Annotated in this window: 27 protein-coding genes and 1 tRNA gene; 13 read left to right on the forward strand and 15 right to left on the reverse strand. The window is 49.7% G+C overall.

Going from position 1 to position 23,554, the window contains the following annotated elements; translation table 11 throughout:
• Positions 1-309 precede the first annotated feature (309 nt).
• Positions 310-1,029: a hypothetical protein gene (locus AC1XDK_RS26330; RefSeq protein ID WP_483352986.1), complete on the reverse strand. Its 720-nt coding sequence runs from the start codon at positions 1,027-1,029 to the stop codon at positions 310-312.
• A gap of 376 nt (positions 1,030-1,405) precedes the next feature.
• Between AC1XDK_RS26330 and AC1XDK_RS26335 the strand changes: the two genes are divergently transcribed.
• Complete coding sequence (locus AC1XDK_RS26335) at positions 1,406-2,488, forward strand: lysylphosphatidylglycerol synthase transmembrane domain-containing protein (RefSeq protein ID WP_483352987.1); 1,083 nt, start codon at positions 1,406-1,408, stop codon at positions 2,486-2,488.
• Positions 2,489-2,911: 423 nt separating this feature from the next.
• On the opposite strand, the gene AC1XDK_RS26340 is transcribed toward AC1XDK_RS26335, so the two are convergent.
• Both AC1XDK_RS26340 and AC1XDK_RS26345 read right to left on the reverse strand, forming a co-directional pair.
• Positions 2,912-3,349 (reverse strand): DUF5518 domain-containing protein, encoded by a 438-nt coding sequence (locus AC1XDK_RS26340; RefSeq protein ID WP_483352988.1) that lies wholly within the window; start codon positions 3,347-3,349, stop codon positions 2,912-2,914.
• A 160-nt stretch (positions 3,350-3,509) separates the two neighbouring features.
• Positions 3,510-3,800: a HalOD1 output domain-containing protein gene (locus AC1XDK_RS26345; protein WP_483352989.1), complete on the reverse strand. Its 291-nt coding sequence runs from the start codon at positions 3,798-3,800 to the stop codon at positions 3,510-3,512.
• A 1,341-nt stretch (positions 3,801-5,141) separates the two neighbouring features.
• Here AC1XDK_RS26345 and AC1XDK_RS26350 point away from each other — a divergent pair.
• The 4 genes from AC1XDK_RS26350 to AC1XDK_RS26365 all read left to right on the forward strand — a co-directional run bounded on the left by AC1XDK_RS26350 (position 5,142) and on the right by AC1XDK_RS26365 (position 6,886).
• The gene (locus AC1XDK_RS26350) at positions 5,142-5,309 is read left to right on the forward strand and encodes a DUF1931 domain-containing protein (protein ID WP_483352990.1); all 168 of its coding nucleotides are present in this window, start codon (positions 5,142-5,144) and stop codon (positions 5,307-5,309) included.
• Positions 5,310-5,496: 187 nt separating this feature from the next.
• Positions 5,497-5,581 (forward strand) — tRNA-Leu (locus AC1XDK_RS26355).
• A 108-nt stretch (positions 5,582-5,689) separates the two neighbouring features.
• Positions 5,690-5,968 (forward strand): ArsR family transcriptional regulator, encoded by a 279-nt coding sequence (locus AC1XDK_RS26360; protein WP_483352991.1) that lies wholly within the window; start codon positions 5,690-5,692, stop codon positions 5,966-5,968.
• 345 nt (positions 5,969-6,313) lie between these two features.
• On the forward strand, positions 6,314-6,886 hold the full coding sequence (locus AC1XDK_RS26365) for a hypothetical protein (protein WP_483352992.1): 573 nt from the start codon (positions 6,314-6,316) through the stop codon (positions 6,884-6,886).
• A 24-nt stretch (positions 6,887-6,910) separates the two neighbouring features.
• Here AC1XDK_RS26365 and AC1XDK_RS26370 read toward each other — a convergent pair whose 3' ends face one another.
• The 3 genes from AC1XDK_RS26370 to AC1XDK_RS26380 form a co-directional block, all read right to left on the reverse strand.
• Complete coding sequence (locus AC1XDK_RS26370; protein ID WP_483352993.1) at positions 6,911-7,534, reverse strand: glycoside hydrolase family 5 protein; 624 nt, start codon at positions 7,532-7,534, stop codon at positions 6,911-6,913.
• 18 nt (positions 7,535-7,552) lie between these two features.
• Positions 7,553-8,002, reverse strand: coding sequence for a hypothetical protein (locus tag AC1XDK_RS26375; protein ID WP_483352994.1), 450 nt, complete (start codon positions 8,000-8,002; stop codon positions 7,553-7,555).
• Between the two features lie 246 nt (positions 8,003-8,248).
• Positions 8,249-8,587 (reverse strand): HalOD1 output domain-containing protein, encoded by a 339-nt coding sequence (locus AC1XDK_RS26380; RefSeq protein ID WP_231188379.1) that lies wholly within the window; start codon positions 8,585-8,587, stop codon positions 8,249-8,251.
• A 134-nt stretch (positions 8,588-8,721) separates the two neighbouring features.
• On the opposite strand from AC1XDK_RS26380, the gene AC1XDK_RS26385 reads away from it, so the two are divergent.
• Complete coding sequence (locus AC1XDK_RS26385) at positions 8,722-9,087, forward strand: SWIM zinc finger family protein (RefSeq protein ID WP_483352995.1); 366 nt, start codon at positions 8,722-8,724, stop codon at positions 9,085-9,087.
• A gap of 85 nt (positions 9,088-9,172) precedes the next feature.
• Here AC1XDK_RS26385 and AC1XDK_RS26390 read toward each other — a convergent pair whose 3' ends face one another.
• The gene (locus AC1XDK_RS26390; RefSeq protein ID WP_483352996.1) at positions 9,173-9,457 is read right to left on the reverse strand and encodes a type II toxin-antitoxin system RelE family toxin; all 285 of its coding nucleotides are present in this window, start codon (positions 9,455-9,457) and stop codon (positions 9,173-9,175) included.
• A complete protein-coding gene (locus AC1XDK_RS26395; RefSeq protein WP_483352997.1) occupies positions 9,441-9,707 on the reverse strand; it encodes a ribbon-helix-helix domain-containing protein in 267 nt (88 codons plus the stop codon). Before AC1XDK_RS26395 ends, AC1XDK_RS26390 begins: the two co-directional genes overlap by 17 nt.
• 377 nt (positions 9,708-10,084) lie before the next feature.
• Here AC1XDK_RS26395 and AC1XDK_RS26400 point away from each other — a divergent pair, with 377 nt between their 5' ends.
• Complete coding sequence (locus AC1XDK_RS26400) at positions 10,085-11,212, forward strand: LEA type 2 family protein (RefSeq protein WP_483352998.1); 1,128 nt, start codon at positions 10,085-10,087, stop codon at positions 11,210-11,212.
• Positions 11,213-11,357: 145 nt separating this feature from the next.
• On the opposite strand, the gene AC1XDK_RS26405 is transcribed toward AC1XDK_RS26400, so the two are convergent.
• A complete protein-coding gene (locus AC1XDK_RS26405; RefSeq protein ID WP_483352999.1) occupies positions 11,358-12,476 on the reverse strand; it encodes a mechanosensitive ion channel family protein in 1,119 nt (372 codons plus the stop codon).
• A 186-nt stretch (positions 12,477-12,662) separates the two neighbouring features.
• On the opposite strand from AC1XDK_RS26405, the gene AC1XDK_RS26410 reads away from it, so the two are divergent.
• Complete coding sequence (locus tag AC1XDK_RS26410) at positions 12,663-13,247, forward strand: hypothetical protein (protein ID WP_483353000.1); 585 nt, start codon at positions 12,663-12,665, stop codon at positions 13,245-13,247.
• Positions 13,248-13,284: 37 nt separating this feature from the next.
• Here AC1XDK_RS26410 and AC1XDK_RS26415 read toward each other — a convergent pair whose 3' ends face one another.
• Complete coding sequence (locus AC1XDK_RS26415; RefSeq protein ID WP_483353001.1) at positions 13,285-13,524, reverse strand: hypothetical protein; 240 nt, start codon at positions 13,522-13,524, stop codon at positions 13,285-13,287.
• Positions 13,525-13,680: 156 nt separating this feature from the next.
• Here AC1XDK_RS26415 and AC1XDK_RS26420 point away from each other — a divergent pair, with 156 nt between their 5' ends.
• A complete protein-coding gene (locus AC1XDK_RS26420; protein ID WP_483353002.1) occupies positions 13,681-14,088 on the forward strand; it encodes an SWIM zinc finger family protein in 408 nt (135 codons plus the stop codon).
• Positions 14,089-14,321: 233 nt separating this feature from the next.
• Here AC1XDK_RS26420 and AC1XDK_RS26425 read toward each other — a convergent pair whose 3' ends face one another.
• Positions 14,322-15,293 (reverse strand): sulfurtransferase, encoded by a 972-nt coding sequence (locus tag AC1XDK_RS26425; RefSeq protein ID WP_483353003.1) that lies wholly within the window; start codon positions 15,291-15,293, stop codon positions 14,322-14,324.
• Positions 15,294-16,278: 985 nt separating this feature from the next.
• On the opposite strand from AC1XDK_RS26425, the gene AC1XDK_RS26430 reads away from it, so the two are divergent.
• The 3 genes from AC1XDK_RS26430 to AC1XDK_RS26440 all read left to right on the forward strand — a co-directional run bounded on the left by AC1XDK_RS26430 (position 16,279) and on the right by AC1XDK_RS26440 (position 17,689).
• Positions 16,279-16,446 (forward strand): DUF1931 domain-containing protein, encoded by a 168-nt coding sequence (locus tag AC1XDK_RS26430; protein ID WP_483352990.1) that lies wholly within the window; start codon positions 16,279-16,281, stop codon positions 16,444-16,446.
• Positions 16,447-17,052: 606 nt separating this feature from the next.
• Positions 17,053-17,304, forward strand: a complete 252-nt coding sequence (locus AC1XDK_RS26435) for a DUF8118 domain-containing protein (RefSeq protein WP_483353004.1) — start codon at positions 17,053-17,055, stop codon at positions 17,302-17,304.
• Between the two features lie 244 nt (positions 17,305-17,548).
• Positions 17,549-17,689 (forward strand): hypothetical protein, encoded by a 141-nt coding sequence (locus tag AC1XDK_RS26440; RefSeq protein WP_483353005.1) that lies wholly within the window; start codon positions 17,549-17,551, stop codon positions 17,687-17,689.
• Positions 17,690-18,532: 843 nt separating this feature from the next.
• On the opposite strand, the gene AC1XDK_RS26445 is transcribed toward AC1XDK_RS26440, so the two are convergent.
• From AC1XDK_RS26445 to AC1XDK_RS26460, 4 genes are all read right to left on the reverse strand, one after another.
• Complete coding sequence (locus AC1XDK_RS26445) at positions 18,533-18,646, reverse strand: DUF8158 family protein (protein ID WP_483353006.1); 114 nt, start codon at positions 18,644-18,646, stop codon at positions 18,533-18,535.
• Positions 18,647-18,971: 325 nt separating this feature from the next.
• Positions 18,972-19,136, reverse strand: coding sequence for a luciferase domain-containing protein (locus AC1XDK_RS26450; protein WP_483353007.1), 165 nt, complete (start codon positions 19,134-19,136; stop codon positions 18,972-18,974).
• Positions 19,137-19,671: 535 nt separating this feature from the next.
• Positions 19,672-20,349 carry an IS6 family transposase gene (locus AC1XDK_RS26455; protein WP_483353008.1) on the reverse strand — a complete coding sequence of 226 codons (678 nt, stop codon included), beginning with the start codon at positions 20,347-20,349 and terminating at the stop codon, positions 19,672-19,674.
• A gap of 884 nt (positions 20,350-21,233) precedes the next feature.
• Complete coding sequence (locus tag AC1XDK_RS26460) at positions 21,234-22,001, reverse strand: IclR family transcriptional regulator (RefSeq protein WP_483353009.1); 768 nt, start codon at positions 21,999-22,001, stop codon at positions 21,234-21,236.
• Positions 22,002-22,221: 220 nt separating this feature from the next.
• On the opposite strand from AC1XDK_RS26460, the gene AC1XDK_RS26465 reads away from it, so the two are divergent.
• A complete protein-coding gene (locus AC1XDK_RS26465) occupies positions 22,222-23,430 on the forward strand; it encodes a glycoside hydrolase family 88 protein (RefSeq protein ID WP_483353010.1) in 1,209 nt (402 codons plus the stop codon).
• The last annotated feature ends 124 nt before the right edge of the window (positions 23,431-23,554 follow it).

Consider the following 23,554-nt stretch of genomic DNA (forward strand, 5'->3'; position numbering starts at 1 on the left):
TCTGAATTTCGCAACTCCACTGACAGCTGCTCGGGAGTTCAGTGATGCTCTACGAGGTACATAGCGCGTATCGGTCACTGAACGCGACGAGCAAGTTCGTAGGCGAGAGTCGCAGGGAACGTGATGACGAGACCAACGAAAACGATTTCATCAACTGTTGAGCCTGACCGAGTGAGCACTGTAAAACACAAATGCGCTCACAGTAAGAACGTCAACACCCGCTGCGACATACTCTGGATTCGTCCATCTGATCGGCTCTTCATTGGAGGACATGTGATAATAATCAGTTTACGGGGACTGTGACGGTCGTCAAGTCGTTACCGCTGCCCAGAGAAAGATCATCCCGAATAGTCCGAGGAAAACACCGAAATAGACGTCGACACCGGACGGAATCTGATCAATCAGAAACACAATCCCTCCGATGCTCAGAAAGAGAACTCCAAATAGCCCAAGAGCAATCGAGACAGCACGAGGGGACCCATAATGTTCATCCTCAATTGGTTGGGAAACTCCCGCTTCAAACGTTTCTCTCGTTCGTCGCTCGATGTCGGTAGGGAAAACCACTAATCGGGGAGTAAGGGTGGTTGCAGTACCAGAGACATACGAAAGCCACAGAATCGAAAGTGCACCGACACGCAGTCGTCGTACACGAGCGAGCGTATCAAGATCCACTGTTTGATTATAGTAGGTGAGTGTGTTTTCTTCTGTGTCGATTTCTCCATCACTCTGCACTGCGGATGCAACTGGAAGGAGGATAAAGATACCAACGCCAAAGACGACAAGAGGGCCAAGAGGCGATACTTGGATTGAACCAAATAGAAGCAGTGCCCCACAGAGCGACAAAATTGGGAGCATACGAAGGGGAACTCCGAATGGAATGAATTGGGTTGGAGATGGCCGCTGATCTGCGTCCCTGAGCATTGGCAGAAGATAGAGCAGCGAAACTGGTCCCCCAATTAATGCGAGCAAGAGGGCAAGGACAACAGCAGAGAAGTTGCCTTGCCAGATTTCAACGATAAGAAAGAACATACTGCCACAGACAGCAAGGAGGAACATACCTCCGAGCACGCTAATCGCAGTATATACACAGAATCGGAGTAGCCGAGAATTTTGGACGCGGATGGACCATGAAATCGTGGAGGGCATAATATGCTGTAGATACGTGGACAGATGTGAAAAAGCCATAGCGCGCCAACTATTCTTCCGGGATCCACCAGATAACCACCCGCGGAATCAATTTCCCTCGTTCTAACTCACCGCGTTCATGCAACTCCTCGAGCCGCTGATGCACTGGCCGCCGCTCCATCTTCTTCATTTTGTACTTTTTCAGTGAACTCTCCATTGTCCACACATTTATGTAGGTTCAATCCGTCCTGTTACTAACGGAATTCTATCTTGGTATAAAATGAATCGACGAATACTTCGATTTCTGGTCGTCGTCTTTGGACTTGTGATTCTCTGCTATTTTGTCGGCGGAAGCCAGGTCAGTCGCGAACTCGCAAGCGCTAATCCAGTGTTTATCGTCCTCGGCTTCTCCATCACCTTAGTCGCGCTTTTTTGCTGGAGTGAAGCTGTTCGCTGTCTTCTCGACCGTTCGGAAACCCCTATTGGGGGGTGGCGGTTTCGAGGTGCATACCTCGCAAGCTTCTTCGCCAAACAAATCATTCCGATCGGCCGCGCAAGCAGTCCGTTTCTGCTCGCCCACATCGTCTCGTCCGAAATGAGCACAGATCGGGACCAAACGCTGGGGGCGGCACTCGTAATAGAGGTATTGAACCTCACTGCATCGCTCAGTCTCGGTCTTATCGGATTGGGTTTCCTCGCCTTTCGAGGTCAGTCTGTTCTGGCATTTATCCCCATTCCCTCGCTCCACATCGCGATCCTCCTCACAGGTGGATTTCTGGCCGCCACGACCACGCTGTATCGATACAAGCACCTGCTTTTACGTCGGATAATGGTAGTGGGTATCCGGCTGCTCTCAGTGCTGCGTGCACTGAGTGGAAATCGGACACAGCGTCTCCACCTTCGTCTCCGTCCAGTAAAGGCCCGCACCCGATTCATTCGCGAATATCTTCACTTACGAGTGCGCTCGTATTCGACCGAAATCAACCTCGTGCTGGAGAACCGCCGGCAAATCGGACTCGCACTCGGATGGTCAGTCATCGGGTGGATCTGTTTCTGCCTTCCCCTCTATGCGAGTTTCCTTGCACTTGATAGGCATATCTCGATACTACTCCCGCTCTTTCTGATTCCTGCGAGTGGGGTTGCACGAGTCATTCCACTTCCAGGTGGTCTTGGTGGTGTTGAAGTTATGCTCGGTGGGATGATTATTGCGCTGACTAGCTTGGATGCGGGAACCGCTGGCGGGGTTGTTCTCTTGTATCGGTTACTCAGCTATTGGGGGATTCTGGTGCTTGGTGGGCTGTATTCAGTGTATTTCCTGGATATTGGTCAACTCGTTCAAATTCGACGAAAGCAAACGTCGTAACGAACGACACCGCTTAGCTGATTAACGTAGTGTAACCGATTCTTGTTACTTTCTACCCTATAATACGATGTGAGATTATGTCGACACACGGCTGCAACCGATGCCGCAATCAACGGTCTTGTTGGCTTAGTCCTCCTTTCGATTGGTAGTATCGTTGCATCGGCACTTGGGACCATATTTGATCCGGTGATCGCTGCGAGTCCAGCACTGATCGTCTGGATTGTTTGTGCGTTCTATGGGCTCAAACAGTTTGCCTATGGATTGTATACGCTCATCGAAGATGCAACGAGCTAACAGGGCACCTCATATTATAAACAAATTCACGTAGTAGCGGATCAACTTCGGCGTAAATTTGGCTTTTACACAATTTCACTCTCGAATAGGTAGCGGACAGCTAAGGTGGCAATTGATCCATAAGCCGCACTACGTTGCGGGGTGTACTGTGTTTCGATTGCCAAATTTCGTAGCTAACCAACCACCGATTGCGGCTCCGATGAAACCCAATACGGCTCCGATAGCTAAGATAGCCAGTACAACTAATGGGACGACGACCACCGTAAAGACGATTGCACCGGAACCAAGCCATTTGGTGGCGATGTCAGAGAGAGGACTGAACGCCATCACCAGTGCTGGAATAGCACCAAGAGCTCCAGCACCGATACCCGTACGATAGATCCTCAGTGCGTTGCGTTTCGCCAGATAGCCTGCAATCACTCCCCCAATAGTCGCCATTATGAGTGAATAGATCTCTGGTTCAAAGAACCAATTGTATCCGACGGTCAGTGGAATAGATATGAGTCCGCCAATGAGTGCGTATTTCCACTCTGACGACGTCTTGTTAGTTTGATTGAATCTCACCATACTAATTGACCCAAACTATATATGGAGGCAAGAGTACTTTATTCTCTCCGCAAATCGTCCCTGCTTGTCGCGCTCACTCTCGATTCACTCGTTAGAGAAGCAACTCACTTACACCGCTGAATTCAGTTGTTCCCCGCTGATTTGTGCGGATAGAGGTTGATCATCCCTCGGCTGTCGACCGTAACGTGATACGTGTCATAGTGAATTCCACTTGGCCGCCGACTCCACGCGGTGTGCCATCGTCTCGTGGACTAAATAGTGCATCAAGCGCTTCAGGATCAATAAAATCCGCAAGAAGTGGTAGCTCGGTGGGGTCTACGTCGTTGAGTGTTGCGACAGTTTTGATGAGCTCCTCGCTAGCGCTATCGGTACTGGGATCAAATTCCGTAGAATGGATGTCAGAGGTCACTAGTTCACCATTCTCGTTGTCCAGCGATGTGTCATCATTCATGGTGGGTACGGAAGCATAGTTCGTAGTAAACTGTATAAACAAGACACCGACAATATTCGGTGCTCAGTGGTACTAACTACTAGTATACGTTCAGATCCATTCTGTCGTGCAAAATCGGGGTATCTATGAGGGGTGAATAAACTAATGAATGAGACAGTGACGGCCTCGGTGGCTTCTCGTGCTGGTCCTGTATGCAAACGGGACAGAGGGATCTACCGAACAAACTCACGCTTTCTATCTTCTCAACGTCTAGTCAAAGAACGATAGCTGTTCTCAATCTGCAGAGCAGGGAATGGGAGCCAGGGAGACTCCCGGTGAGTGAACAGAGCGTATGGAATGAACGGTTGTGATAGCCGCTGCGTATGGCAACCAGGACTCGAACCTCTTGAAGCCGATCCTGACTGGTTGTGCCCTCCATGCAAGCGCGCGTGAATAATACAATTAGTATCGTGTAGCTGTTATATATTTCCGACTCACGTGATTATATCTGACTATGGATCTCTCCGGATCCGTGAAATCTGAACGGTTCGTGAGGTAGTTCCCCCGAGACCACTACCTCACTAACTGTGCCGGGCATATGATACAATTCCCCCCCATCAACGTTTTTCCCGGCACAATCTGATAGCCAATGGACGGCAATAGTTATTCTGCGAATATTCGAAGATAACTGCTTCTTGAACAGATATCCTTGTCTTGATCGGTCCTCGCACTATCTTCCAGGAAATAATCCAGCGATCACTCAGATGACTCGAACTCCTCGATTTTCTCGTGGTGATACCGGTAATTCAGCTATTGGGAATGCAGGTACTCGCCTTGGAGGTACAGTGCCGCTTCAAGCAGTTCACGAGAACACACAGCAAGCTGGTTCTGCTCGGGATAATTAGATGAAATCCGTTTCCTAACCGTGTGAATGGTTACTTCCAAAAATATCCGCTCATACAACGACTGGGCCCCGTAACCGTCTATGAAAAGCGGGTAGCGTGGATGATGCTATCCGCTGCTACGTCTGGGAAGCATCCATGGCGCTGTCTACTCCCCATATATGAATTATAATGTAGAACGAAAAAAGGTTTGTATTGACGCAAAATGCGTATTCTGCCCAAGAGTCGGACTGTCGTCACTGAAACGACTGATATACTCGAACCGGTCCGTCCTCCGCCTGCCATCGATGCGCCGACGGCCGCCCAGTTCCAAGCATATCAGCGACCCTCTGAGCGGTTCTGCTCGAAACTCGGACGCACGAATAACCCGGAGGATTTTGTCATCAGAGATCCGAATTGATAGTTTTCTCAACTATTCCGCCATGATTCTTTTGTAGTATTATACCGTCTGAGCGCTTGTATGGCTGATTTGATTGTCCAATCCGCAGTGAAAGAACAGCTCGAAGGACAGAATGTGGCGAGTGACTTCTACGATGCACTCGATGAGGAAGTCGCATCAATTCTCGAGGACGCTGCTCGCCGAGCCGAAGAAAACGATCGCAAAACCGTCCAAGCGCGCGATTTGTAGCGACTCATCGCCTCTTTTGGCGCCAATCCTGTTTGTGCTCGTTGCTACGCACAGAACTCACGCTATCTAGTGATGAACAACCCGTTCAATCGGCCATGAGGTCAAAGCTCCTGCACGTATATTAGCGGGAGTATGGCTGCCATTTACCCAATCCTCTCACATTCCGAACGACGGAATCACCCGATGAGCGAGGGTTGCCAAGCCAGGCCAACGGCGGTGGGCTTAAGACCCGCTCGTGTAGGCGTCCATGGGTTCGAATCCCATCCCTTGCATTCCCCTTCACACCACTGAAACGATATCTGTAGGAGACCAGTTCCAACCCGACAGACGTCTCTGCCATATCAACGGTGTCTTGAGTTGCTAGCCACATTTGTCGTCTAATGCAACAACATGTACAAGCTCCAGAAGACACAGACGATCTACAAACAAAACCGCCGACTGATGTGCTGGCCGAGCTACCACCAAGTGCAAAACTGGTTGCGAAAGTACTCGAATATAATGACGACACGCTCACGCAGGCTGAACTCACCGACAAAACCTTGCTCCCACCACGCACGGTTCGCTATGCGCTCACTCGACTCAAAGAACACGATCTCGTCGGCTCACGCTTCTCATTTGCCGATGCACGAAAACGCTGCTATTCTCTTGCCTTCGATTAATCACGTATAACAGACGTGAAAACCCGACAACCGCTAACTAAGATACCTATTGCACCTATTCTTCTGGAATCCACCAGATAACCACCCGCGGACTCAATTTCCCGCGTTCTAACTCACCTCGTTCATGCAACTCCTCGAGCCGCTGATGCACTGGCCGCCGTTCCATTGCATCCGTATCTACGACCTACCGAGAAGTCACTGCCGGAAACTCGGACTCACGAATCACTCGAAGAATATCGTCATCGCTTTCGAATATTCCCGTTTAATCTCTTGACGATACGTGAATCTGGCTTATGGAGGATTGCTCAATAAACATCTATTGGGGATGAACTCATTGGTTCCCTTGTGCACACAAACAGAAAACTGCTGTCAGTTCTTTTGATCTTCACAATCTCCTTCTCAGGATGTCTCGGCGCTCAAAGTGCATACCAAATATCAAACGTTGAAAACAAAAGAACAATCAACAATTGCACATCAATCAATAAACCTGGGCACTACGAACTGAGAAGTAATATCACAAACGGAGGTGGAACTGGTATTTCCAAATCTTGTATAAAAATCCGATCAGGAAATGTGGTTTTAGATGGTAACGGACATACAATAAGCGGGCGTGGAAATAGTCATACCACAGGAGTTCAAGTAATTACGTCGAAGGCTACTGGAGGTGTTAAAATCCAGAACTTATCTCTCACTGATTGGCATAACGGGGTTGAATTTCGGCAGGCAACGACAGCTATTGTACACAATGTCCAGGCCTCATCAAACGTTTTTGGGATCTCAGTTGAGAATGTCACTCGAGCACAGATCAAATGGAATACAATCCAAAATAACACCGTTGGAATAAGAGTTGATGATGGTATTGAACAGCTGGAAGTAGACGAGAATTCATATTCAAATAATGAAGTAGATTTATTGTAAAATCAGCCTTATTAGAATAGAGATTTAGCTTTGTGGATGCTTTATTGCGCTGATCCATTGCGGCCATTGTTTTCGTTCCACACCCGAAAAGGAATGATCGCCAGACATACCTTTGATGCTTCGTGCATCTTCCAGACTCCACACAGCACCATCTTCGTAAAAAAGGCCATTAAGAACACTCTTTCGACGCATTGGGATTGTATACGCTGGCTTGAGCATGAGTGACCAAAAGAAATTGCCAACGCTGTATTTTTGCAGAAGTGGCGCTATCGATGAATAGTCTGGATACCAATCTTCTACCGCTTGACTTGAACTATTCCATCCAAATGAGGCTACTTTTTGCCACTCTGTTAACCAGATTGGTTGCTCAACTTGTTCTGATATTTTACGATAATCTTGCAATAAATCTCTGAATATCTTCTTACTAGATGGATAATTGTAATGGAACTGTAGTATATCACTTCCCCAATCGAGATAGTCTACACTGTTAATTAGACTAGTCGCGCCTACGGTTAATGGAACAGCACCGCGATTCTGCAGAAGCGTTTGAAACATAGCCTTTGCAAATCTCTTCACGTCGTTGCGCCATCCAGGTTCATTCATCACTTCGATAGCGAGCAACCGGTCATCGTTACGATATCGGTCCATGAACCATCGAACAAATCCTCACGGTTTCGTCCACTGTTTCTTATTTTGAACGACCGTTAGTGAAGGTGATCGTACTGGCGTTGCAGTTTGAGGGTCACTATCTATTAAATTTTCATGGCTTGGCGTTGTACCGACGTTTTCGAACAGACTGAACAAAACGTCGATGTTTTTGTCGGCGGCAGTTGTGAGAAAATGGTTTATCGCTTTTCTATGAGCTCGTGGGTTTTCAAGCCAAAATTCATAATTCACCCAGGTTCGAATCGCATTCAAATTTAACTGTGCTGCATAACCGAGATCACGCTCGATTATTTTGGGCGAATAATTTTCCCACATCTGGTAGAAATTAAAATCCCGTGTTGGTAGATAGAGAGCACCTCTAATATCAACAGGTGCCACATTTTCCGTGTTAGTTTGTGTTCCCGGCGCACTGCAACCTGTAAGGAGACCAATTCCTGTTACACTACTCATTTTAACAAATCGCCGTCGAGTACCTCTCATCAGTTCTTACATATGGAGATATCGTCAACGGTTGTAAGGATGGGGAATTCATCCACTGAGTGAATTCTGGAAAATCTAGTCAATACAAAGCTAAAACAGGAAGTTATAGACCCGTATTCATGTTCTGACAGTATGTGCCACTCCCTGCAAATCGGTCTAGGAGCTCCTCTGTTTAGATAGGACTCATCAAAGGGTGAAGCGAGGAGATCGAGCCCATCATCCCGACTGTTTTTCCGAATGAGTTGGTGACCGGATACAAACTTCGCCATCACATTTTATCGTCACGGCACAGTTTGCATACGCGAACGAAATTGAGAGTTGTGAATCTTGAGAGGCCCGCATTGCATTCGAGGAGGTGATCAGCTTATCAAGTGCTTCCGGTTCGACTACTTCGTACAATAACGGAAGATCAGATAGCTCACGATGGGCTGCGAAGGCAACGGTATCGATGACAGCTGCGCTCGGTGCTGTATCCCCCCAGTTATAGAACGCCTGAATCTGCTCGGGTTCCTCTGTCTTCTCTTCCTGATCAATTGGCGAATCTTCACTCCCCATACTGTGTCCAACTACGACCGACTCGTATAAACAGAGTGTGGACGACTTAAGCGGATAGACAAACACTTGATCCGGAAATTTGCATAACGAACTATGCATTGTCTAAGATAGCATTCTCCGGCCCTCTGCAGCCCGTGATCCCTACTGCGACGACACAGAAACACGCACAGACCGAACAATTCGCCTTCGACGTCGAAGCCCCCGGACTCATCGACGTCACCAACGAGAGCCACGAGAACCCCGCTGACCACCAATACGTCGTCACGCTGGACGACATGACGGGCGACGCGATTGCGTGTACCTGCCCGCACTATGTCCACCGGACTGCTTTCTGCAAGCACATGGCCGCCGTCGAACACGCAACCGACGACGGCACACTCGACGCATTCCCCTCCGAGGACGACAACGATACCGAACCAGAAGACTGTGACTGCGACGGTTTCGGGGACTTCCCGTGTTGGCCATGCGTGCGAACGGGACGGACAGAACTGCCGAACTAACCACCGATCCAGCTGTTTTTACCCACATAACGTCAAGTGATATTATCAGAAGTAGTTAACCAGCTAACACTCACAGAGTGTGATCTTACAAACGACGGTCATAGACCGAGCTTCGGTGTGCGACGTGATGTACTTCAAGCATGTTATCAGCAGTTATCACGAGTAACAGCGCGCGATAGTCGCCGACACGGAGCTTTTTATAGTGCGTTCCTTCAAGTGGCTCTAACCAATCCGGTGGGGACCGAAACGGAGAATTAACGACTTCTTCGAGCTTACTCACGACACGCTCGGCTGTTTCAGCGTCGAGTGAACGAAGATCATCACGAGCGCGCTCAGTAAGCTGATAATCCCAGTCACTCCCGCTCGCCATTCAAGAACTCCTCACGAACATCATCGCTAGAAACGACCTCACCACGTCGAACTTGCTCTGTACTCTCGAGCAATGCTTCGAGCGTACTTTTAGAGAGCTCAGATTCGTATACCGAATCACGGATTGCTTGTCGGATAAACTCTGACCGACTGTTATAGCCGCGCTCACGCCAGACGTCGTCGATCGCCTCGAGCAGTTCCGGCGTGATTCGGATATTGATGTTTTCCGTTCCTGTATCTGCTTCGGCCATACATTTGTATTACTCACGTAGTTCAATAACTGTGTCGCTACTGTTAACGACCAAGCCAGATCGTGATATTGCCGAACAACTCGGCTGTATGTTCACTAATTCGGAGACAGTCTCGGTAACTTCCCATGCTAGCCGTGCGTGCGAACGGGACAAAAAGACCTGCCGAACTAACCACCGCTTCAGCCCTTTTTATCCATGGCACGCCAAGTGACGTTCTCGGAGATGGAGGAGTATTTCGAAATTAGTCCGATACCAATCTCAAAGTAGTATATTATCCTCAAGTACTGGGATATGAGAGCTAATTCGCCTCGAAAAATATTCTAATTATTCTATAATCGATAAGATATAAAAATTTCTGAATTTTGGCCAATGGAATCATGCTCTTTGGAACTCACCCTTCTGTATTAGTATCGATCATTACCGCCGACGATCGATTCAAAACGAATCAAACTCACATGATACGGGTACGAAACCTCATCATTGGTGGTGTCGTTGTGATGTTCATTCTCGCTGGGAGTGGATTTTTAGCAGTCACAAGTGGAGCAGTTCCGAAACCATCTGCTGGCGTTCAAGACTTTGGAGATTGGGGTAGCGTCACGAATCACCAGACTGAGGTCGTTACCACGTTCTGGACAACCAACCCATATCCCGTCGATTTTACAACTGGCAACGCACTGCACGTCCGCTATTCACTTTCTCTCAACGGAGTCACTGTGGCCAGAGGAGCTCGAGAAAAGGTTGACCTCCCACGCGGAAATACGACACAAACACAGACAACAGACATACAGAATGACCGACTAACCCACTGGTGGGTGAATTTTATCAAGGCAAATGAAACAGTCCATGCGACGGCTCACGGAAACATTCGCATCACCACGCCGGTCAAAGACTGGTCGTACCAAGCATCAAAAAGTCACACCCAGTTTGCACACCAAACGCCGATTCTCGATTCACTTTCACACGCCATCGAGCGAACCGAAGGGAAGTACATCCGTACTCGACGGGTTAACGCTGGCCCCACTCATCGAAATGTGATCGTTGGCGCAGAGGTGCAAGACGCAACAACAACGTGGGGGAGCGTGAATCAGAACCGGACGACCGTCTTAGTTCGGTTTCGAATTCACAACCCGAGCAAGACGGTTCCCATCGTCGTCGAACCAACTGGACTCAGAATGAAAGCTGACGTTAACAGTGTGACGATGTTTCACTCGGGAGGTGGTGTCGCTTCAGCGAATTCGACCAGACAGAAGCTTCTACTCCCAGGGGAAACCCGAGACGTTGTCATCCCAATCACAATGAACAATGACAAAGTCGATGACTGGTTCCGATCACACATCCGGAACGGCGAACGTTCCACCATTGCGGTGCATACACAACTCGTAATTGACCCACTCGGGGTCGGTAAGCCGATTCGTGTTCCTGATGGGGACGGCATCACCTATCGATGTGCCATGCAGACTGCCATCTTCGAGGATAATCAAACAGCCAGAACGACATGTGGATGAAACACTCGGGTGCAGGCATCGAGCCATTCATCCTGCTCGAACTGTAGAGCACAATTCAGTGTATCTTTTCAGTATCCAATTTCCAACAGATGGAGGACCTTGTCCAATCAAATTGAGGAGAGTTGCTGCCTATCGATCGTATCGCTTAATCTTGCTCGGGAATCGTAACTGACAATTCTCCATCAACAATTCGAAACCCACCGGCTTCCTCTCGCGCCGACACCTCTTGCTGTGGATATGGAATTTTGATTCCCTCACGATCATAGGCGAGTTTGACTGCGCGAACCACGGTAGTCACTGCTCGCCATTTCTTGCGGCTACTCGGTTTCTCGATCCAGAACCGAAGTTCAAGAAGGACTGAAGAATCCCCAAATTGCTTTAGAACAACGTCTGGACTCGGCACCGCCAAAATCTCGTCGATACCTTTCATTGCTTCTTTAGCAACAGCCATCGCATGACCGGGATCGGTTTCATAGTCTACCCCAACCTCAACCCCGAGTCGAAGTCGTCCTTTGCGCCCGATATTGATGATTGTACTACTACTGACAACGTCGTTTGGAAGCATGACGTATTTTCCTTCGAACGTCTCGATACGAGTCGTGAAAATCGTGATGTCAGTCACGATCCCTTCATGCTCATCGATTTGTACCCAGTCACCAATCTCAAACGGTCTGGAGAACATGAGCTGAAAGCCTGCAAGCAACGATCCAAGTGTCTCATTCGCTGCTAATCCAATCACGGCACCAAGCAATCCAGCACCCACAAATAGCCCTTGGAGGTTTACCTTCCAGACACTTAATATTGCGAAAAGACCAACGATATATACACTGATAATAGACAAGCGAGAAACGACTTTTGCCTGGTGGCGTGTGATCTCTTCGGTCTGTTGTAAGAGCCGGTCAACAACTCGATTGACCATTCCAGCGCTCACGTACGCTGCTGCACACACACCGAGTGTCAGCACGATCTGAAATCCGGTTCTTCTGACTGTACCGAGTGCTTTTACACTCTCTTTCGCTTGGTGTGTCTGTTCCCAGATGACGACGTAGAGACTACCACTGACTCCAATGAGAATCAGACTCGCGATGAGGAGGCCAACATTTACCAGGCGAAATGGATACTCACGCTTTGCAACCCGTGAGAGTCTCCAAAGTACCCACTCACAAAGGATGAACCCAATACCAACAATGAGTGAGAGGAAAAATTGGCCCTCGGAACCTGGAAATTGGTTGATGATCCACTGAAGAATCGATGCAAGAATCATCGATATTTCCTTCTAGTGGATTGGTGTTGGGAGGTACTAACAGGGCGGTATATCCAGGTCTGTGGGTGTGGTTGTTCTACGATGCGTGCCATGCGTCACATTGGAAGACAGTGGCGTCACAAGAGTGTACCGAAATAATATTCCATCTAAAATTAGAATATCATCAAGCCATCGATGAGCAGGTGATTGCTCGAGACCGAGCGTATCTGCGACCCACCGAGCGGTCACTGCTGGGAACTCGAACTCACGAATCACGCGAAGAATATCGTCATCACTCATTTGCTCTGCATATCCTCCGCAAGTATCGTGTACTTTATTGCTGATAATCTATGGATCAACAGAAAGTTCATGGCAAGACGACACTTAATAGCAGTTATGACCGTGCCGCCGGCAGTGTATCTCGAATATTATCTCATGGTCGCTCTGTTCGCGGTTGTGTGGGTGTCCCTCGGTTATTGGATATACGCTAATGCCACTGCTCGTGGTAGTTCATCGGCACTGTCCTGGGCCTTCGGCACGATGGTTTTCATTCCGACTGGCGTGTACTATCTCCAGTTCTATCGACGCTCGCACGAACGAGACACCCCACAAACGCGTCGTGAGCGGGTCGCTGGGGTCCTCGCAGTCAGCGGTATTGTGACAACAGTAGCGAGCACAATGCTCACTCCACCAGATCCGCTCACCCAACTCAAGTTCATGCCGGCCGCCTTCGCTGTGACTGTGCTGATACTGTTTCTCTTCGAGCGCCGAATCGGAGCAAGCGGATCGTAATCGGTCACTGCGGGTTTCATCAAGGTCAGAACAACTGTTATTCCGGTCGAATCCAGATCACCCGACGCGCCTCGGGCTTCTTCTTGCGAATCTCGTTGACCTCGTGCAGTCGAGTAAGAACGTTATACGCCGACCGTCGTGACCACCCAAGTTCGTCCGCGATCTCACTCGTCATGTAGGGTTCAAGCGGCTGCATGACTTCTAAGACGGCCTCCTCTGTGTGTTCTTGGACATATTCCCCGCTCTCATTACGCGGCCTCTCATCGTCCTCAGTCATACCTACTCTTTCATTTCCGCACGATATAAGCTTATTCCTTGTAAGGAATCGGTGGTTTTATCACCTATGCCGTACAAGGAATAAGTAGGAAGAACGGTGCCCTCGGGCGTGTGTAGAAACGCGCCGGGTGCTCTAACACCCGGCACCGGTCTTCCAATGGAATCTCGAAAGACCACGTCAACGAAATCGGCCGCAGAACTTGAAACTGACGAGACGGCACAGAAACGCGCACAGTGGGAACAATTTTCCTTCGACGTCGATGCCCCCGGAATGGTCAAAGTCACCAACGAGAGCCACGAGAACCCCGCAAACCACCAATACGTGGTCTCCATCGACGACGTGACCGAGGAACTGATGGCCTGCACGTGTCCGCATCACGTCCACCACAACGCCTTCTGCAAACACATGGCCGCCGTCGAAACCGCAACCGACGACGGGACGCTTGACGCCTTCCCCTCGGAGGATGACGACGATGCCGAACCTGATGACTGCGATTGTGAGGCTCTCGGGGACTTCCCGTGCTGGCCGTGCGTGCGAACGGGACGGAAGGAACTGCCGAACTAACTACCGATTCAGTCCTTTTCCATGGCACGCCAATCAACAGGCCTGGCATAGGAGTGTCCACGCCTCCGGAAGCGTGGATAAATATCGAAGCAATTCATTCACACCGGAAAATCCACGTTCTGTGGGCGATCTTTCGGCGTATCTCACTCTTTCACCGAAAAGACCGCGAGAAAGGATGTTCCACACTACCCACACATCCCTATCTGTCTCAAACGCGAAATGGTATCTACCTACTATTCTTTCGTGTCGGCCGAAGCCGGTTCATCGACATCAACCGCGACGGGTTGGCGGACGAGGTTCCCCCACTCGGTCCACGACCCGTCGTAGTTCGTGACATCCCAACCGAGCAGTTCGTGGAGAGCAAACCATGTAATCGAGGACCGCTCACCGATACGGCAGTACGAGATCACCTCGGTGTCACCCTGAATGTCCCGTTCGGCATACACCGAGCGCAAATCGTCACTATTCTTGAATCGTCCCTCATCGTCGAGATTCTCTTTCCACGTGATGTTCGTCGCACCGGGGATATGTCCCGCCCGGCGGGCTGTTTCTTTGCTCCCTTCGGGAGCGATCTTTTCACCACGATACTCGGCCTCTGAACGCACGTCGATCAATGGTATCTCGGGGTCATCACCGATCTCCGCGCGACCCTCGGGAGAGGACTCACCGTCGATCGCAGCGACCTCTTCAACGTGGTCACGGTATGCTCGGAGTTCCTCATTGGGGCCTGCCGACTCGTACTCTCGTGTGGTGAAGTCGGGCTCTTCGTCAGTCGTCGGATACTCGTTGTCGAACCAGTAGGGACGCCCACCGTCAAGGAGCCGGACATCGTCATGGCCGTAGTACTTGAACTGCCAGTAGGTGTAGGCGGCCCACTGGTTAGCCTCGTCGCCGTAGATGACGACTGTCGTATCTTCCGTGATCCCTGCATTCTGCATTATCTCCTCGAACTCCGCTCGTTTTAGAATATCGCGTTCGATGGAATCTTGGAGATGAGATCCCCAGCGGAAGCCGACAGCACCCGGAATGTGTCCCTGGGCGTAGGACTCCTCGTACTTGATATCGGCTTCGACAAGTCGGCAGTCGGGATCGTCCGACTGAAACGCGTCAAGGTGTTCGTGAAGCCAGTCCGGAGATACGAGGGCATCGGTGCCACTCTCGTACTTCTCGTCGATCTCGGAGTCGGAGAGTTCGGCATCGCTCATGGGAGTAATGTTTAATTCACTAATGGTGTAACGATTGGGGCTGCATATGTCGGGTTCCAGAGATGGCGAATTGTCCATACCATCAGACGAACCGTTTTAGTTGAGCAGCTGTAGCGACACCGCAAGACATTGAGTGACTACGAACTTGCCCACCTGTGAATAACTGTGGTGGAGATAGCTCACCTAACTAGATCGACTACGTCTAACTCGTACTCACCGCCGATAGTGTCTTTTGCATTCTCTTGGATGGAAATCCCGGTCCGGGAGATTGACTCCTGAGGCATGACAGCGGGATCATGCTCCAGTGTGGACCGGGTTGAGAGATGCTGCGGATTGGATGATAGTCGGGTAGCCGCTGTGACCTGAACTGCGTTCACAGCGATCCTGTCGAGAGATTGTGCCTCTGACTTCGCTTCGACAGGGGTGGTGGCCGAGTTTCCTCGAGCCAATTCGACCAATGAACGCACCGGAAAAAGACATTCTGACCAGTCTATCAAAACCAAACTCCAACCGTGATTCTCGACGGTGTCAATCGATAAAAATCTCTCTTCCATCTGACGTGATCACTTAAACTCCGCCGCCATTCCACTCGTCATAGAGAATGTCAGTACCGAAAACCCGTGAGGATTATTGGATGCACATGAACGCTTCTCACGGGTGTCGGGAAAGAGCTAACCACTTCAACCACACCCATAGAGTGATTGACCCGACAAACGGTTCTATTCCTTCCGCTTGAATCAGTTTTTTGGCTGTATCCATGTGTAATTAAAATAAGGTTTATTTGCATATATCATACTTGTTCACTCGGTATCGATGTTCGGTCGCGACATTCTCGACCGTATTTGCGACCTACCGAGCGGTCACCGCTGGGAACTCGGGCTTACAAATCACCCGAGAGATTTCTTCACCAATGATCCGAATCAGTCGTTTTTCTCAGCTCTTCTGCCACTGGTCTTTTGCAGTATTATACCGTCTGAGCGCTTGTATGGCTGATTTGATTGTCCAATCCGCAGTGAAAGAACAGCTCGAAGGACAGAATGTGGCGAGTGACTTCTACGATGCACTCGATGAGGAAGTCGCATCAATTCTCGAGGACGCTGCTCGCCGAGCCGAAGAAAACGATCGCAAAACCGTCCAAGCGCGCGATTTGTAGCATTCGCGTTGCATCGTTCAACAGCATCTGTCTGACGTACGGACTCTTTATGTCGTTGCTTGGCGTGGATTTGTGAAGGAACTAATCCAGAGACTACTGTGACCGACATAGCGACATTTGAGGTGAGAGGTTAGGATGTGGGAACCAGTGAAATGCCACCACACTACTCCCACACCAGTCGGACGGTACACGCCAACCACCCGACACCTTAGTTACGGTGGGCCTTTATTTAATCACACTGGATCAGGCAGAATATATATTCTGACCTCGTTATCAAAACGTGAGGAGTCAGGTGGGTGTGCCGTCATGAGCTACTCACGTTTGTCGGGGCAGGAAGCTAATGGAAATCACATGGCTGATCCCCCGACAAACGATAATAGTGGATTGATTTAATTTATTTTTTGGCCGAAAATATGTGATTGAGAATGATTGTCAGTACGTATGTCATCGTCCCAATCCACTGTATGCTGTAAAACAACAACGCATCTACCACGGTTGCATGAAGGGGAACACCCACTTCCCTTTCACGAACTAGACTGCCTACGTAGAGGCATCACTGTAGTTCCCTTCTCGCCGTTGTGAGGCACGTCAGAGAATTTTGTTTGGGTGAGCAATGGGGCCTGCACCTGCCCACACCACGTCCACCGCAACGCATTCTGCAAACACATGGCCGCCGTCAAAACCGCGACGGACGACGGTACATTTGAGATGTTCTCATCGAAGGACAATGACGACGAGCGTGTCAGTGGCCCGTACACTGGCTACGACACGTACGGATATGTCGATCACACCTACTGGCAGTGTGAAAACTGTGGCGTGGAAGCCACCCGGAAGAGTGCATTCACCGACTGCTGCTAACCTCGTCCCACTTCTTCTATTTATCGCACGCCAACTGACGCTGACCGATGGTACCCAGCGAATGCTCACTGAGTGTACGGCTGGTTCGACCGAATGCGGGGACAAAACACCGACGACTGAGTGCACCCTGCTTGACCGTGCCCAACAGCATGCGGCGGACGTCGCCGCTGCGCATTTCCCCAATTTGCCAATTGAGGCGATTGCGTGGGAGGTGTAACACGGCTGGGAGCCATTCAGTTCGACCGTGCGTCATGAACTGATCCACGTATGGCAGTATCACGAGTTCGAAGAGGCTGACCACGGGCGAACGTTCGAGCGGTGGACAGACATGCTCGACACAACCCCCGATACTGTGAACGGTTCAAATCGCCGAACTGGTGGGTGATTTGCGAGGAATGCGGTGGATAACTCCCGCGTTTCCAGCGCTCGAAGGTCGTCAAACACCCCGAGCAGTACAGCTGTGGCGACTGCGGTGGGTCGCTCCGCGTCGAGGAGGCCACCGAATGACGCAGAAGTACCGCTGTCCACACTGTCTGCGGCTTATTGGGACGATGACGATGGCATGTCCGTCGCGGGTCTATGTGAGTTCGTGCGGACACCGGCTGGCTGCTCCTGATGCAGTGCTTGAGATGGGCGATCTGCACCCACCTCGCCCTGAGTGTGGGTGACGGACTTCCTCGCTGACTCTCACTAACTCCCGCGAACGCTTTTGGCCTTCCCTTATCCACTTATTCGTTCGTTGTTAGACGGTACAGGTGCTAACAGAGATTAGTATAATATACTATCTTTAGTTTATCCACTTCCGATCTGGCTAGCGATGAATCCACCAAACAATTTGATTTAGATCGGCGACAACGAGCGTGGAAATTGATGGCAGTAATCGCCACCAAGCTAGAAGTGCCATCCGGTAGTCCGCTCGATGCGATTGATATTGTTCCCACCGACGAGGACAAACAAGAAGATTGAACCTGATTTCCTGCCGGTTAAATCCATAAGCGGAAGTAACGAACCCCCGGCACCCCCGAATTAATCCATGTTCAACTGGTGGGGTGATTTCGCGCTTTGCGAGTTTGCCCGGATATCGATGGAATCTCTGGCAAACAAGCGGACTCGTCGATCTCTCCCAATATCGTCACCTCCATGGTTTCAGAGAAGCCGCTACCGATCTATTCCTGCGTCCAGGTTTCTCAGAAACCACCTGGCTATTGTCTGAGACGAACACCGTTAACTAGTGCATCTCTAGATCTAGCAGCGGCGGTCGAAATGAGACGTCGTCGACCGACGCGTGATCGGGGGTTCCAGTTCGTTCGCGAACGTCGTATAGGACATCGGTATCAGTCATGGACAGTCACTTATCAGGGTGCTTGCTCGGGGAAACAGTCTGGACACAGTCGGAGATCCGTCTCGCTTGGGGCGACGTCTTTTTCTTCTGCGGCCCGAATTGTGCCCTTACTCAGATCGCAGTCAGGATCGGGCGCGTGTGCTGTCTCAGCGAGTGCGAGAATCGTCATGAGAGAGGGATGGTACTGCGATTGGAAAGGTGTTCGGGGCGTTAGGCGTCGCCACGGCTCACGTTTCAGCTGATAATCATCGATGCGCTTTGTGTGGCCTATTTTTAGTCATTTGTACGGTGAAACATTGAAGAATAAGACTACTGTCTCCTTCGCTCATCGGCTTGTAATACGAGAGTCAGAACAGCCAACGTGGTCGACGTCATCAGCTGATTCGATATGGAATGTGGTCGCGTTTGAGTTTAGAACAATGTGGTGTTCTTTCGTTTGACCTTCCTCAATCAGCTGGTCTCGGAGTGGTTTCGGATACCAGATATCCACCTGTTCAATACGGGACCGAAATTAGCTACTATTGGCTAAATCATAAGCAGAAGTACAACCACCCGGACTTTTGAGGCAATCTATGCGCAAATGCTACTCACCGGATCCATCAAAAAAGAAGGCGACCGATTAGAGTCCTGTTCACAGTCTACACTGACTCTTCACCACTCAAATCCCGGAGATGGAGCCCAAACGTTTCCCAACATCCAACGATAAATCCGAATTCTTGACCCAGTGATTTCTTCATCTGACGACTCGCCAGAAACAGAGTCGAAATTTACTCCCGAACTTTCTCAATTACAATCGTGTTGTCAGAAGAATGGTTGCTTCTTTTTGGACTATCTAATTAAACTCTTCCTTGACAATAATTTGGTTGTTCAACCATCAGTGTGATTTATGAAGGTACAGATATGCATAGAATATCCAAGACTACTCCGGCTGGTTGATTGGCCGTCCACTCACAACAGATGTTAGGCGTCAATCTACAACTTGAGCGTATGAAGCCTCTTTTTGATCATGTCTCAAATGGCACTGTCTAGTTTAGCTCCTCCTCGACGGGTGTTCGATTGTCGATCGATTGGTGCGGTCTCTGGCGGTTATAATAATGCACAAATTGTTCAAGCCACTGCTGGACGCTCGGCCGACTGCCCACCCACGACGTATGAAAGCGGTCGATCCGCTGTTTGAGCGTGTGAAACCACTTCTCGATCAGGTTTCGCTCGGTGTAGTTGAGCTGACCGCTCAATCCAATTCGAAAGAGGGCAGTCCGATAGCCGTAGCCATCAACGAGAAACACCGTGTTCGAGAGATCGTGTTTCTCGGCTAATCCAGACAGAAACGCAGCCGCTTGATCTGTGCCATGTCGATCAAACACGTCGATATCGAGCAGCAGCTTTGTTTCGGTGTCTATTGCAGCGTACACCCAAGACCACTCGCCGTTAATTTTGACAGCGGTTTCGTCCACCGCGACCCGCGTCGGCGTCGCCGACGGCGGGTCGGAGACGCTGTCAGCCAGCCGATGTACCCATTGAAAAATCGCTTGATGTGACCGTTCTACGTCGAAAAGTGCTAGAATTGCTTTTGTCTCCCTAAGCGAACAACCAGTCGCGTGGAGGCGGACGGCGAACGCCCTAACGGGCGTCGCCGTCCGCTCATTCTCCCAAGTTTCTTCTAAATCCGCGTCTAAGTCTTCATTGAGCAGGTTTGCGAGCATCTCTAGGCAAGTTACTCAACAACCTGCTCATTCCTCAAGTTGGCTCAACTAGACAGTGCCTATTATCGATTTACATCAAGAGCCCGGGACTTGTTTTTACCCCTTTAATTATGCAAGTGGTTGGGTGAAAGCGGACGACGATCAGAGTATTCACCGTCCGCACATGCTCTCAACATTCAAGCCTCGTGTCTTAATCGTTTTAATGTGCGATGGTTGGTTGAATTTGACCAGTGAATCTATGGATTGACAGCTTCTCAAACTGGTTTTTCTAGAGAGTGTCCATCAGGAGATTCGTGGTTTAAGGTAATACTGCCTGAATATGTATTACAATACTACGAATGTAATATCACTCCGCGGTTTCGAGTAGTCGAATTTCACTAAAATTTTGGCCAATAGAGTAATGAGAATACGCTATATGGTCTCATATCTTTTCATCTTGACGATATACGAAAAATAGGAAGTGTTGAGATATCTCACCAATTCATCGCCATCGAAGCATCCGATCTGGAACTTGGATCAGTGGTGGAATTCAGACGAAATAGATCAAAATTATTTTCACGCCAGGAAATGGCATTACAGTACTACTATTGTCATGGTGGGTGTTTAGTCGACATAGGGCCACATAGAGCGCAACAATTAATCGACGGACAGTTGGCTGCTATCGATGTTCCAAACTGCAGCCCAAAAGAAACTGAACTCGATTCAGTATTACTGATTATTGTTTAGTATTTATAAATCTACACCAACTTAAACACACTTCTTCGGCAATAATACTGTACCACCTAGTTGCTATTGGCACTAATCCAATATTGATGTATGTTGGTTCAGAATAAACGGATACACCACCTCAAAGAGTGGTTGTGATGTCACTAATGCAGGAACAGTTAGGTGTAGGTGATATTGAGTTCGATAATGTTAGCGACGCTTTGAAGCATATCAGGCAGCTCTTCGTGGAAGCGTTTGTTCTGAAACCTGCTTGTCGGTCCTGAAACGCTGATTGCGCCTTCGACCTCGTTAGAGTTGTTGATGATTGGAACCGCAACACAGCGAAGGCCTTTCACACGTGCTTCATCATCCAGTGCGTAACCCGCCTCACGAACCTGATCGAGCTCATCGAACAACTTTTCACGGTCAGTTATTGTATTTTCAGTTGCCGCTGGCATTCCGTGCTGATCAAGAATCTCCACGACGCGATCTTTCGATAGATTTGCTAGTATCGCTTTCCCGAGACCAGTGTTATGAAGGTACACTTCCTGGCCAATGTACGAATCCGTCATGACTGCGTCCTCGCCGTGAGCACGGTGCAGGTAGAACCCTTTACCATTTTCTTCGACGAGCAGATTCGCCAATTCGTTCGATTCATCGGCTAACGCAGTTACTTCGTCTTTCGCGATATTGTAGAGGCGCTGTCTATGCTGTGCGTGACCTCCCAAATCGAGCAACTTAAGACCAATTCGATAGTCGTTTCCCTCTTTGATCACGTAGCCCCCTTCTTCGAGAGTACTGAGGTAGTTATGAAGGCTGCTTTTCGAGAGTTCAAACTCTTTGGTCAGTTCGGTTACCGTGGACTTGTTCTTCGATTTCAGCACATCTAAAATCTGGAAGGTGGTTTGTGCCGTTTTCACCCGGTTCGGTGATTGAGTATCTACCATCATATGTGACTAACGTTCAGTAGACATAAATATGTGTGTAAGCAAACCGAATACAGGAACAGTATCTCTGATAATAGGCTCACTAATGGATTTCGTATTGATCAATGAAGGAGAGGCCAATCATGCGTCCGAAACTGGCCGAATACGGGTCGATGTCAGTCGGCAGTGTGACGGAAAGTCCACGATAAGCTTATTAGACTTGCATAGGAACGAACTGTAGATGCCACGAAGACCAGCCGCGCTACGGGCGAGAATTTCAGATCACGAAATACCCGATGAATACGCACAACCTCCGGACATCAAGCGTGCGGAACTTGAACGCGCACTGTCGGTTGCAATTGATCAGATCGATCGCAATCTCGATGAATATTACGACCGTTTCCCTGGACCATCTAGCGAGGACTTCATTTATTCATCGACGGACAACACCAATGGGTGGACGACATCGTTTTGGACCGGCCTGTGCTGGCTCGCTTACGAAGTAACGGGGGACTCCCGATACCGGAGAGCCGCCGAAGCACAGCTCGAAACTTTCGAGCGGCGACTGAAATCGGGGGACGTCAAAACACACGATCTTGGATTTCTCTATACATTGTCCGCGATAGCCGGTCACCGACTAACGGGAACTGATCGATATCGGTCCGCCGCTATTACCGCAGCCGACTACTTGATCGATCGTTTCTGGGAACCACCAGGTCTCATTCAAGCCTGGGGCGACCACGAAGAAGCCGAGGACTCCTGGGAAAAAGGCCGGATGATCGTCGATTCGATGATGAACCTTCCCCTGCTGTTTTGGGCGAGTGAAACGACTGGAGACCCGACGTACGCTTCGATAGGAGAGACGCACGCGAGGACGAACGGACAGCACATCATCCGTCCGGACGGATCCACATTTCATACGTTCAAATGCGATGTCGTCACCGGAAAGCCAATCGGTGGAGAAACAGCACAGGGATATAAAGCGAGCTCCTGTTGGTCACGGGGACAAACGTGGGCAATCTACGGGTACGCTCTCGCGGGCGACTACACCGATGAGGGCGAGTACGTCGAAATCGCTGCCAAACTAGCGAATTACTATCTCTCAAAGGTCGAAGACGACCACGTCCCCCGTTGGGATTTCGATGCACCTCCTGACCAAGACATTCGCGACAGCTCAGCCGCTGCGATTGCTGCTTGCGGCCTCCACGAACTCACGTGTCAACTCCCATTTGCTGATGACCGAACTCGCTGCTACCAGAATGCGGCGCTAAAGACGCTGGGGAGCCTCGCAACAAACTACTCAACCGAAGACACTGAATCGAACGGATTACTCACGGATGGCGCATACGACCCTTCCGACGGCGATTATGACGAGTGTTGCATCTGGGGTGACTACTTCTACGTAGAGGGACTCGTTCGGGCAACCCAACATTGGACTCGCTACTGGTGATAAAGACGATAAAATCGCAGTCATAGGGTAACGAGGAGGCCCAACGAAATGGAATCGAACGTTTTAGACGACGCGAAAAAGACACGGGGCGGTATGTTTATACGACCAATCGATAAAGGTGAAA

This window comes from Haladaptatus sp. HS23 (assembly GCF_056892285.1).

What these genes read in the sequence shown, in the direction of transcription:
- AC1XDK_RS26330 (WP_483352986.1), bottom strand. Translation starts at nt 1,029, where the DNA reads ATGTTCTTTCTTATCGTTGAAATCTGGCAAGGCAACTTCTCTGCTGTT.
- AC1XDK_RS26335 (WP_483352987.1), top strand. Translation starts at nt 1,406, where the DNA reads ATGAATCGACGAATACTTCGATTTCTGGTCGTCGTCTTTGGACTTGTG.
- AC1XDK_RS26340 (WP_483352988.1), bottom strand. Translation starts at nt 3,349, where the DNA reads ATGGTGAGATTCAATCAAACTAACAAGACGTCGTCAGAGTGGAAATAC.
- AC1XDK_RS26345 (WP_483352989.1), bottom strand. Translation starts at nt 3,800, where the DNA reads ATGAATGATGACACATCGCTGGACAACGAGAATGGTGAACTAGTGACC.
- AC1XDK_RS26350 (WP_483352990.1), top strand. Translation starts at nt 5,142, where the DNA reads ATGGCTGATTTGATTGTCCAATCCGCAGTGAAAGAACAGCTCGAAGGA.
- AC1XDK_RS26360 (WP_483352991.1), top strand. Translation starts at nt 5,690, where the DNA reads ATGCAACAACATGTACAAGCTCCAGAAGACACAGACGATCTACAAACA.
- AC1XDK_RS26370 (WP_483352993.1), bottom strand. Translation starts at nt 7,534, where the DNA reads ATGGACCGATATCGTAACGATGACCGGTTGCTCGCTATCGAAGTGATG.
- AC1XDK_RS26375 (WP_483352994.1), bottom strand. Translation starts at nt 8,002, where the DNA reads ATGAGTAGTGTAACAGGAATTGGTCTCCTTACAGGTTGCAGTGCGCCG.
- AC1XDK_RS26380 (WP_231188379.1), bottom strand. Translation starts at nt 8,587, where the DNA reads ATGGGGAGTGAAGATTCGCCAATTGATCAGGAAGAGAAGACAGAGGAA.
- AC1XDK_RS26390 (WP_483352996.1), bottom strand. Translation starts at nt 9,457, where the DNA reads ATGGCGAGCGGGAGTGACTGGGATTATCAGCTTACTGAGCGCGCTCGT.
- AC1XDK_RS26395 (WP_483352997.1), bottom strand. Translation starts at nt 9,707, where the DNA reads ATGGCCGAAGCAGATACAGGAACGGAAAACATCAATATCCGAATCACG.
- AC1XDK_RS26400 (WP_483352998.1), top strand. Translation starts at nt 10,085, where the DNA reads ATGCTCTTTGGAACTCACCCTTCTGTATTAGTATCGATCATTACCGCC.
- AC1XDK_RS26405 (WP_483352999.1), bottom strand. Translation starts at nt 12,476, where the DNA reads ATGATTCTTGCATCGATTCTTCAGTGGATCATCAACCAATTTCCAGGT.
- AC1XDK_RS26415 (WP_483353001.1), bottom strand. Translation starts at nt 13,524, where the DNA reads ATGACTGAGGACGATGAGAGGCCGCGTAATGAGAGCGGGGAATATGTC.
- AC1XDK_RS26420 (WP_483353002.1), top strand. Translation starts at nt 13,681, where the DNA reads ATGGAATCTCGAAAGACCACGTCAACGAAATCGGCCGCAGAACTTGAA.
- AC1XDK_RS26425 (WP_483353003.1), bottom strand. Translation starts at nt 15,293, where the DNA reads ATGAGCGATGCCGAACTCTCCGACTCCGAGATCGACGAGAAGTACGAG.
- AC1XDK_RS26430 (WP_483352990.1), top strand. Translation starts at nt 16,279, where the DNA reads ATGGCTGATTTGATTGTCCAATCCGCAGTGAAAGAACAGCTCGAAGGA.
- AC1XDK_RS26445 (WP_483353006.1), bottom strand. Translation starts at nt 18,646, where the DNA reads ATGACTGATACCGATGTCCTATACGACGTTCGCGAACGAACTGGAACC.
- AC1XDK_RS26455 (WP_483353008.1), bottom strand. Translation starts at nt 20,349, where the DNA reads ATGCTCGCAAACCTGCTCAATGAAGACTTAGACGCGGATTTAGAAGAA.
- AC1XDK_RS26460 (WP_483353009.1), bottom strand. Translation starts at nt 22,001, where the DNA reads ATGGTAGATACTCAATCACCGAACCGGGTGAAAACGGCACAAACCACC.
- AC1XDK_RS26465 (WP_483353010.1), top strand. Translation starts at nt 22,222, where the DNA reads ATGCCACGAAGACCAGCCGCGCTACGGGCGAGAATTTCAGATCACGAA.